9 protein-coding genes are annotated in these 8,786 nt (G+C 53.6%); all 9 read left to right on the top strand.

Annotated features, from left to right (window positions below; translation table 11 throughout):
• Positions 1-626: 626 nt before the first annotated feature.
• The 9 genes from BIY29_RS12260 to BIY29_RS12220 all read left to right on the top strand — a co-directional run bounded on the left by BIY29_RS12260 (position 627) and on the right by BIY29_RS12220 (position 8,779).
• Complete coding sequence (locus tag BIY29_RS12260; protein WP_205680335.1) at positions 627-830, top strand: Flp family type IVb pilin; 204 nt, start codon at positions 627-629, stop codon at positions 828-830.
• Positions 831-839: 9 nt separating this feature from the next.
• Positions 840-1,352, top strand: coding sequence for an A24 family peptidase (locus BIY29_RS12255; RefSeq protein WP_121575400.1), 513 nt, complete (start codon positions 840-842; stop codon positions 1,350-1,352).
• A gap of 100 nt (positions 1,353-1,452) precedes the next feature.
• Positions 1,453-2,376, top strand: a complete 924-nt coding sequence (gene cpaB / locus BIY29_RS12250) for a Flp pilus assembly protein CpaB (RefSeq protein WP_121575399.1) — start codon at positions 1,453-1,455, stop codon at positions 2,374-2,376.
• Complete coding sequence (locus BIY29_RS12245; protein ID WP_205680334.1) at positions 2,366-3,745, top strand: type II and III secretion system protein family protein; 1,380 nt, start codon at positions 2,366-2,368, stop codon at positions 3,743-3,745. The genes cpaB and BIY29_RS12245 overlap by 11 nt, the downstream gene beginning before the upstream one ends.
• A gap of 27 nt (positions 3,746-3,772) precedes the next feature.
• Positions 3,773-4,183, top strand: coding sequence for a CpaD family pilus assembly lipoprotein (locus BIY29_RS12240; protein ID WP_170158929.1), 411 nt, complete (start codon positions 3,773-3,775; stop codon positions 4,181-4,183).
• A gap of 14 nt (positions 4,184-4,197) precedes the next feature.
• A complete protein-coding gene (locus BIY29_RS12235; protein ID WP_121575398.1) occupies positions 4,198-5,406 on the top strand; it encodes a CpaE/TadZ family protein in 1,209 nt (402 codons plus the stop codon).
• The gene (locus BIY29_RS12230; protein WP_240630115.1) at positions 5,403-6,857 is read left to right on the top strand and encodes a TadA family conjugal transfer-associated ATPase; all 1,455 of its coding nucleotides are present in this window, start codon (positions 5,403-5,405) and stop codon (positions 6,855-6,857) included. The genes BIY29_RS12235 and BIY29_RS12230 overlap by 4 nt, the downstream gene beginning before the upstream one ends.
• Positions 6,854-7,837, top strand: a complete 984-nt coding sequence (locus BIY29_RS12225) for a type II secretion system F family protein (protein WP_121575397.1) — start codon at positions 6,854-6,856, stop codon at positions 7,835-7,837. Before BIY29_RS12230 ends, BIY29_RS12225 begins: the two co-directional genes overlap by 4 nt.
• Positions 7,838-8,779 (top strand): type II secretion system F family protein, encoded by a 942-nt coding sequence (locus BIY29_RS12220; protein ID WP_121575396.1) that lies wholly within the window; start codon positions 7,838-7,840, stop codon positions 8,777-8,779. It abuts the gene before it with no gap.
• The last annotated feature ends 7 nt before the right edge of the window (positions 8,780-8,786 follow it).

Genomic DNA, 8,786 nt, shown 5'->3' with positions numbered 1-8,786 from the left:
ATTTTGATGTATATAAGCTATCAAAACCAATTGAATTAATCGGTAAAAATGATTTGTAATGGATTTATTTTTGTCTAGAGTAAGCTCGTAGCTGATATCATTCACATTGGATTTACGTGATCGCATCTATATTCCACGAAAGGTGTATGAAAATGGATAGTTTCGGATAACGCTCTATCACTAATTTAAACATTATCAGTTGTTTATAATGCCTTCCAAATGTTAAATTGGAGGTGTCATTATTTTTTCAAAACGAAATTCTTTAGATTTTTCCAGCAAACATGACGAGATTAAAAATATTTTTTAAATTTAAAAATATTTTTTATTTTATAAGCTATACTCCCCAGGATAATAAGAGTAAGTGATTAATATAAATGATCGTCGTTACAGGAAATACTAACAATAACCAGGCGACAGTCACGCTAAAGTCAGTAGTATGAATTTTTGATCAATTTTAGATTGCAAGAATTACATTAGACAGCATCTGTAAAAAAGGAATTTCTAAGTAGCTTAGAAATATGGCCAAATGTCATTAAGCGTTTATGGCAGTGCTTTTTGCAAAGTCATTTTGGCGTTGACATTTATCATTAGTGTGTTTGTTTGACTAAATTAATTATCGAGGAACGATGATGCGTAAATTATTAAAAATGTTGAAGAAAGATGAGCGTGGCGTCTCTGCGCTGGAGTATGCCATTCTGGCTGGAGTGGTGGTGGTGGTGGTCGCGGCCGGTGTGGGAAAATTTAAAACGGATATTGAAACACTCTTTACTAATGCAAGTAAGTCTATTTCGACGGCGGCAAAAAATAGTGAATCTACAACACTGAACTAATAACAGTTAATGTTATTTATGCAGCTAATGATTATTGCGCCGCTGCTGGTGTTATTTGGGCTGTTAATACACGCCGATTTAACCCGGCGTTGCCTGCCTAATCGGTGGATATTGTATTACGCCCTGTTATTTCCTTTTTATTTTTTTTATCAGGGAACTAATTGGGTGCAATTTATCACTCATTGTTTAGTTGGCGTAATTGCCTTTACGTTGCTGCTGTTACCGTTTATGCGCGGTGGCGTCGGCGGCGGTGATGTCAAATTAGGCGCGGTAGTCATGCTTTGGGCTGGGCCGCTTTACGCGGCGCCAGCTTTAATCGTCATTGGTCTGGTTGGCGCACTGCTGGGTGTGGCGGGTTGGCTGGCGGATAAAGGCATGAACCCGCAGCCGGCGGCATCTCCCCCCCGGCGGGGCAGTATCTGGCAGCGCATGGCTTATGCTTTGTCGGCGCGGCGCGGCGTGCCTTATGGTGTCGCATTGGTTGCCGGCGGCATGACCGTGCTGGTTAGTGGCCTGAGTTAACTTATTCCAACTATTAAGCCTTCCTGATTGTTCGGAAGGCGCTACAAACGATTGATCGCTTTTTCAGTTATTTGCTAATCCTTCAGGGAGTGATCTGTTGATGTCTTCATTATTGAAACTGGCTTTGATTCTGCTGGCGGCGGCAATGCTGGCGGCGGTCGCCCGCGTGATGTTTGTCAACAGTCAGCAGAGTGACCCTCCGCCGGAACAGGGGGTGCAGGTGCGTGTCACTGCGGCAGCGTTACCGGAAGGGTTGCTGCTGCGTGAAGGCGATCTGGCCTGGCGTTCCTACCCGGAAAGCGACGTGCCGCAAGGGGCGCTGACGGAAGGTAGCGTTGAGTCCAGACTGAATGGCGCACTTCTGCGCAAACAGATGGCGGCGGGCGAACTGATTCTGGCGAGCGATGTGATCCGCCCGGATGCCCCCGGTTTTCTGGCGGCGGTATTAAAGCCGGGGATGCGCGCCGTCTCGGTGCCGGTGGATGATGTCTCCGGCAACGCCGGGCTGATTCAGCCGGGGGATTTTGTCGATATTATTCTTACCCAGCGTCTGCGCCAGGAAGGTAACAACACTCGAGATGCACAATCGGTGGTGAGTGAAACGGTGGTCGAACGGGTTCGAATTATTGCCGTCGGCTCCAGCATTCAGCGCAAAACCGAAGAAAATGGTAAACCGAACCGCGCCAGTACGGTGACCATTGAAGTGGCCCCCCGTGCGGCGGAAGCCGTAACCGTGGCCGCACAACTGGGCAGCCTGTCGATGGCGCTGCGCAGCTTTGCGGTGGATGAGCGGGAGGTAGCTAGCCACGACAACTCGCAACTCGCAACGGCATCGGTGGTGGCATGGGATAACACTGTCGGAAAAGATAACCGGCCGGTATGGGGGGGCGATGTCTCCCGTGCCCTGGGGAACGGCATGTCAACCAAATCGGAAGGGAAAACGAACCCGCTTAAACCGCGTCAGGTGGTTATTATGCGCGGCAGTCAACGTCAGGAACAGGAGTTTGACAGCAATGCTCGCTAGAATTTCATTCTTGCGCATTTTCTTGCGCACTTTCACGTTCATGCTGGTTATCACCAGTTTATCGCTGAGTACGGCGGTCAGGGCGCAGGCGCCGCTGGCATTATCCGTCGGCGCCGGTACGCTCATCAACGTCGCTCCCGATGTGACCACGGTGTTTGTCGCTGATCCTGAGATCGCCGATGTGCAGTCACCGGCGGACGGTGCGGTACTGGTGCTGGGCAAACGGGTCGGCACCACCTCGCTCTACGTGCTGGATGCCGCGGGTAAACCGCTGCTGCAACGCACGGTAGTGGTACGTCATAATCTGGGTGAACTGCAAAGCTCGTTGCGCCAGCGTTTTCCGAAACTTCGGCTGGCGCTGACCTCAACGCCAGGTTCGATCATGGTCACTGGTTCGGTGCCCAATGCTGAAACCGCCGAGGCGATCGTCCAGACCGTCAGTCCCTATCTGTCGGAAAAGGAGCAGTTACTCAACCAGCTAACCATCGCCAGCCCGGTGCAGGTGCATCTGCGGGTGCGGGTTACCGAGGTATCGCGTTCGGTCATACAGCAACTGGGGGTGAACTGGGAGGTCATTTCCAGCCCTGGGAATTTCCTTCTTGGGCTGGGCGGTGTGCGGGATTTTGCTTCAACCGACTTGGGCACCGGCATGACGAACTATACCAGGGCATCGGGTTCCTATGGCGCCATCGGCGGGTTCAAGACCGGCAGTACGTCGATTGAAACCATGGTTGACGCGCTGGATAAAGAAGGGTTGATCAGCATTTTGGCCGAGCCAAACTTGACCGCCGTGTCTGGTCAGACCGCCAGCTTTCTGGCTGGCGGAGAGTTCCCGGTGCCAATCAGACAGGAGTCGGACTCCATGAGCGTGGAGTTTAAGCCATTCGGTGTCGCGCTCGACTTTACCCCCACGGTATTGGGCGATGACCGCATCAGCCTTAAGGTACGGCCTGAAATCAGTGAAGTCGATCCCAACAACAGCATTGTGATGGAGGGGCTGACCATTCCCGGCGTATCCGTGCGGCGCGTTGAAACAACCGTAGAGCTGGCGAGCGGTCAGAGTTTCGCCATTGGCGGGTTGTTACAGAAAAATGTCAGCGACGTGCTTTCCAAAGTGCCTGGTCTGGGTTCGATACCGGTGTTAGGCAAACTGTTTTCTTCTTCAGATTATCAGAACAATAAAAGCGAACTGGTGGTGATCGTCACGCCGTACCTGGTGCGGCCCGCCGCCGCTGGTCAGTTGGCCACGCCGCTGGACAGTATGCGTGCGAATACCGATATCGAATTTATCGTCAATAAAAAGACCGGTTATGACCCGTTGCTGAATGAAGTGCCCCGACTGACCGGGTCGGCGGGTTTTGTCTATTAGTAATTTGGTGACATAAGGAGTGTGAAGATGGCTATTTCTACCGGGCTGCGCCGCTGTCTCGCGTTATTGCTGGTCACTAACGCGATGGGGCTGTTAGCGGGTTGCGCCTCATGGCAGCGGGATGATGACGGTCTGCCGGATGTTTCATCGATAAAATTGCAGCAGCAGGGCAAACAGTGGGTCGCGGTTCCGCCAGACTGTTCCTCATTGATGCAACCCGGCTATCACTGGAGCCATCAAGGACGCCAGCAGGTGGCGTTTGGCTGTGCTACGTATACCAATCTGGCGGTCAGTCTGGCGCGTCCGCAGGATTTGTCCACGCCGCGCATTTATAGCGGTATGCAGGCGGACGCGGCGGCCTTATCGGTTACGCGTTATCGCCAGAATAAGGTCGAGCCGTTGCGGGAGACCGAGTCTACTTCAAAATCAGGTGACTAAGCGGATAGGGACATATGAGCGTACTGGGTGAAAAAGAACGTGGTGAACAGCGTGCGGTAAACTTCGCGGCATTTGTCCATGATGTAGACAGTAAAGAAGAACTGACGCGTTTTCTGAAGGCCAGCACCCTGACCGATAGCCGGGTTGAACGCGGCAATATCGATGATGTGATCGCCTGGCTGAAAAAGAACGGTCGCTCGCCACAGCGCCTGATGGTGGATATTTCTGGTTCCAGCGGGCCGCTGGATGAACTGGATCGGCTTGCCAATGCCTGTGAACCGTCGGTGCAGGTCTATGTGGTGGGAGATCGCAACGATGTCGGCTTGTATCGCAATTTGCTGCAACGCGGTGTGCAGGACTATCTGGTCAAGCCGTTGGGTGCCGAACTACTGCGGCGCGCACTGGAGTCGGATGAGGGTAACACCGTGCGTCAGCGGCGGCTTGGCAAAGTTATCGCCGTGGTGGGAACGCGTGGCGGGGTCGGCACCACCAGCGTGGCGACGCATTTAGCCAGAGGGCTTGCTGTCGGTGGCGCTCATCGCCGCGTGGTCTATATCGATCTCGATTTTTATGGCGGCAGCGGCACGGGCATGTTGGGGCTGGCGGGAGGGAGCGCCCTGATTGAGATTCTGGGTAATGTGAATCGTTTAGATCCGCAGTATCTGGAGCGCACGCTGTCTACGGTGGACAATCGCCTGTATGCCCTGGGGGCCGAACTGGATTATATGGACGCCTATACGCCGGTGGAAGGGGCGTTGGGAGCGTTGCTGTCGACGCTAAGTCAGCATTTCCACTATGTGGTGCTGGATGTGCCACAGCCCGGCGGTGAACTGGCTTCCGAGGTGTTTTCCCATGCCAGCCTGGCCTGTGTGGTGGCAGACCAGTCGATTTATTCCGCCAGGGCGCTGGTCAGGCTGGTGCGCCATATTGAAGCCCACCCTAACCCGGCGACGGTATATAGCGTCGTCAACCAGCCACAGCCGCTGAACCGTAATAAAGTCAATATCGATGATTTCGTCAAAGCGGTAGATCTGGCGGTTACGGTAGAAATTGACTACGACGCACAGTCGCTGTCGCTGGCGGAAAATCTGGCCGAGGCATTGCCGGAGCGCAGTGAGTTTGCCAGGGGCATAAAACAATTGACCGGCGTTTTGACCGGTGAAGTACAAACCCGGCAGCAGGCGCCTTGGTGGCAGACGTTACGCATTAAGAGGTTAACATGAGATTTGGCCGCAAATTGGCAGTGGCGCCTGAAATGCAACCGCCGCAGCCAGTGGAAACCTTGCCCTCAGAGAATGACAGCGGGCGAGAGAAAAAAGATGCCGTCACGCCTGCGCCCATATTGCGGGTTACTGCTCCCGAACCCGAACTCGATCCTCTGGTGACTTACCGTCTGCCGGAGACCGGAGATACGGTGGTGCGCTCCGAATATTATGTTCGGTTGCGACAGACGGTGTTTTCCACCATTGATGTTTCCAGCGCACTGAGCCGTACCCGTGAGGAGGTTCAGCTTGATGTCGAAGCCATTATCGCGGAAACGGTAGTGATGGACAGTATGCCAGTAACGCAGACCGAACAGAGACTAATGGGGCAGGAGATTCTCAATGACATGTTTGGCGTCGGGCCGATTGAACCCTTATTACAGGATGAAACAGTGTCCGATATCATGGTTAATGGCCCGGATCAGATTTATGTCGAGCGTTTTGGCAAACTGGAGCTGACGCCGCTTAAATTCCGTGATAATGCCCATGTCATCAGTGTTGCTCAACGTATCGCTTCCTCGGTGGGGCGACGGGTGGATGAAAGCAGCCCGATGGTCGATGCCCGTCTGGCAGACGGTAGCCGTGTTAATGTGATTTTACCCCCGCTGGCGATAGATGGCGCGTCGATCTCGATTCGTAAATTCTCCCGTCGGGATTTGACGCTACAGCGGCTGGTGGCGAGAAACTGTCTGTCGCCCGCCATGGCCAGGGTGTTGGAGATTGCCGCCGCCAGCCGGCTCAACATCATTATTTCCGGCGGCACCGGCTCAGGTAAAACCACGCTGCTTAATGCGCTGTCGCGATTTATTTCTATTTCTGAGCGCGTTATTACCGTTGAAGATGCAGCCGAATTACAGCTACAGCAGCCCCATGTATTAAGGCTGGAAACCCGTCCGGCGAACCTGGAAGGGAGCGGTAAAGTGGCACAGGGAGATTTGGTGCGTAACGCGCTGCGTATGAGGCCGGACAGGATCATTCTGGGAGAAACGCGTGGCGTAGAAGCCCTGGACGTGTTACAGGCGATGAATACCGGTCATGATGGTTCGATGACGACCCTACATGCCAATAACCCACGTGATGCGCTGATTCGTCTGGAAAGCATGGTGCTGATGGCGAACGGCAACTTGCCTCTGTATTCCATACGCAGGCAGATTTCCAGCGCGGTACACCTGATTGTACAGGTTGAGCGTATGCGTGACGGTACGCGACGCATCACCAGCATTACCGAGCTGGCGGGAATGGAGGGAGACGTCATTGTCACCCAGGAGTTGTTCCGTTTTAGTTACGATGCCAGCGCCTTTGATGATGAAGTGAAGGGAACGTTTGACAGCAGTGGTATGCGGCCTATTTTCTCTGAACGGGCGCGCTACTATGGTATGGAAACCGCGCTATTGGAGGCGATGCGGCCATGAGCCAGGCTGACGTGGTGATGATGTTGGCCTTTGCCGCCAGTGTATTGGCCGGGCTGGCGATCATCGTAGTGAGTAATGCCTTACGCCAGCGAACGGGTACGCGCATTCGGCAACGTCTTAAAGAGATTGCTGGTGTGTCGGGTAGCGTTTCGCGGCAGAAAATACTGCTGGAGCTGGAGCGCGCGCAGGCTGAAGCCCGCCGTCGCCGTCGCCGTCAGGCTATGGGATCGATGGGGTATTATCTTAATCGGTTAGATACTATTGGTGGTCGGCGGGGTAAACAAATATTGATAACGGCCACGGCGGCAATATTGCTGCTTAATATCGTTTTCCTGTCGCTTGGCCTGATACCGGCCACCTGGTGGAGCATTCCTGTGCTGCTGCTGGTTATGCCGCTGGCAGTCCTCATCTTCATTTACCGAAAACAGGTTGAACGTTTCCAGATTCAGTTTCTCAATCAATTGCCGGATGCGCTGGATATGATTACCCGGGCCAGTCAGGCTGGGATCCCGGTCACGCAATCCATCCGCAATGTCGGCAACCATGTCGCGGCGCCGCTTGGCCCGGAATTTCTTAAAATGGGCGATGGGCTGTTGTTAGGCAATGATATTCAGGATGTAGTTGACGAAGCGGTATTGCGTATCGAATCGCCTGATTTTGCCTTTTTTGCCGTTTGCCTTGCCCTGCAACGTGATACCGGCGGTTCGCTGGTGGAAGCGTTGGATAACCTCTCTACCATTATTCGCACACGGCGCGATCTGCGGTTGAAAACCAAAGCGATGACGGCGGAAGGGCGTTTATCCGGCATGATCCTCGCTGTTCTGCCGTTCTTCATTGCTGGCGCATTGTTTGTGCTTAACCCGGAGTACATCGGCATCATGTTTGAAACTCCCTCCGGGCAAAAGATGCTATGGACAGCCGGTATTATGCTGGCGTTGGGTACGATATCGATTCGTAAGATTGCCAAAATGGAGGTCTGAGTGGATCTACTGAATCTCATTTACCTGCTGTGTGCATTAACCGGCGCGATTTTATATCTGTACGCCCGCATTGGCCGTCGCGCCCGGCTGGCTGAACGGTTACGTTCTGAGGTTTTACGTAAGCGTAATCAGCAACAGGGCCAGGCTCTTTCCCGGCAGAGCCATACTTTACCCCAGCGGATAATACGGGTGTTGCAGCGTATTGGGCGCTACGCGCCGTTGTTTAGCGCGGCCCAGCGGACGGAAATTGCGGAAAGGCTGTTGTCCGCCGGATTCCGTAACCCTCAGGCGCTGATTGTTATGGCGGGATTATCGCTGTTGTCGATGATTTCACTAACCGTGCTGGTGGTGATTTTCGTCTGGCCGTACCTGGAGGGCAACCGGATATATGGTTTGGCGCTCTGCCTGCTGGCGATCTATCTGGGTACGCTATTCCCGCGTTTGATGCTTGACCGGCTGGTGGCCAGGCGTCAGCGCAAGATCCAGCAAAGTCTGCCGGACGCGCTCGATCTGCTGGTGATCTGTACCAACGCCGGGCTGGGATTAAACAGCGCCATCCAGCGGGTTGCGGAAGAAATTGAGATTGTCTGTCCGGCGCTGGCGGATGAGCTGCGTTTAACCTCTGGCGAACTGCAAATCAGTAATGATACCGAAACCGTGCTCAAACGATTGGCCCAGCGTACTGGCCTGGATTCCATCAGCACGCTGGTGAATACGCTACTGCAATCCCGCCAGTATGGTACGGCGATAACCCAGGCATTGCGTATTTTGGCCCGCTCCGAACGTACCGCCCGGATAATGCGGTTGGAAGAAGCGGCTGCCAAACTGGCGGTGAAAATCACGCTGCCAATGATGCTGTTTATTATGCCGACGGTATTAATCGTGGCGGCGGGGCCGGCAGTACTGGGGCTGATGATTTTTTTCGCTTCACAGCAACAATAAAAACAGG

Source organism: Brenneria alni (assembly GCF_003666245.1).
In the GTDB taxonomy this organism is placed as follows: domain Bacteria; phylum Pseudomonadota; class Gammaproteobacteria; order Enterobacterales; family Enterobacteriaceae; genus Brenneria; species Brenneria alni.
Note: the sequence above shows the minus strand (reverse complement) of the source record. Positions and strands in the feature narration are given on the sequence as shown.

Coding starts and splice junctions, on each gene's coding strand:
- BIY29_RS12260 (WP_205680335.1), top strand. CDS start 627: ATGATGCGTAAATTATTAAAAATGTTGAAGAAAGATGAGCGTGGCGTC.
- BIY29_RS12255 (WP_121575400.1), top strand. CDS start 840: ATGTTATTTATGCAGCTAATGATTATTGCGCCGCTGCTGGTGTTATTT.
- cpaB (WP_121575399.1), top strand. CDS start 1,453: ATGTCTTCATTATTGAAACTGGCTTTGATTCTGCTGGCGGCGGCAATG.
- BIY29_RS12245 (WP_205680334.1), top strand. CDS start 2,366: ATGCTCGCTAGAATTTCATTCTTGCGCATTTTCTTGCGCACTTTCACG.
- BIY29_RS12240 (WP_170158929.1), top strand. CDS start 3,773: ATGGCTATTTCTACCGGGCTGCGCCGCTGTCTCGCGTTATTGCTGGTC.
- BIY29_RS12235 (WP_121575398.1), top strand. CDS start 4,198: ATGAGCGTACTGGGTGAAAAAGAACGTGGTGAACAGCGTGCGGTAAAC.
- BIY29_RS12230 (WP_240630115.1), top strand. CDS start 5,403: ATGAGATTTGGCCGCAAATTGGCAGTGGCGCCTGAAATGCAACCGCCG.
- BIY29_RS12225 (WP_121575397.1), top strand. CDS start 6,854: ATGAGCCAGGCTGACGTGGTGATGATGTTGGCCTTTGCCGCCAGTGTA.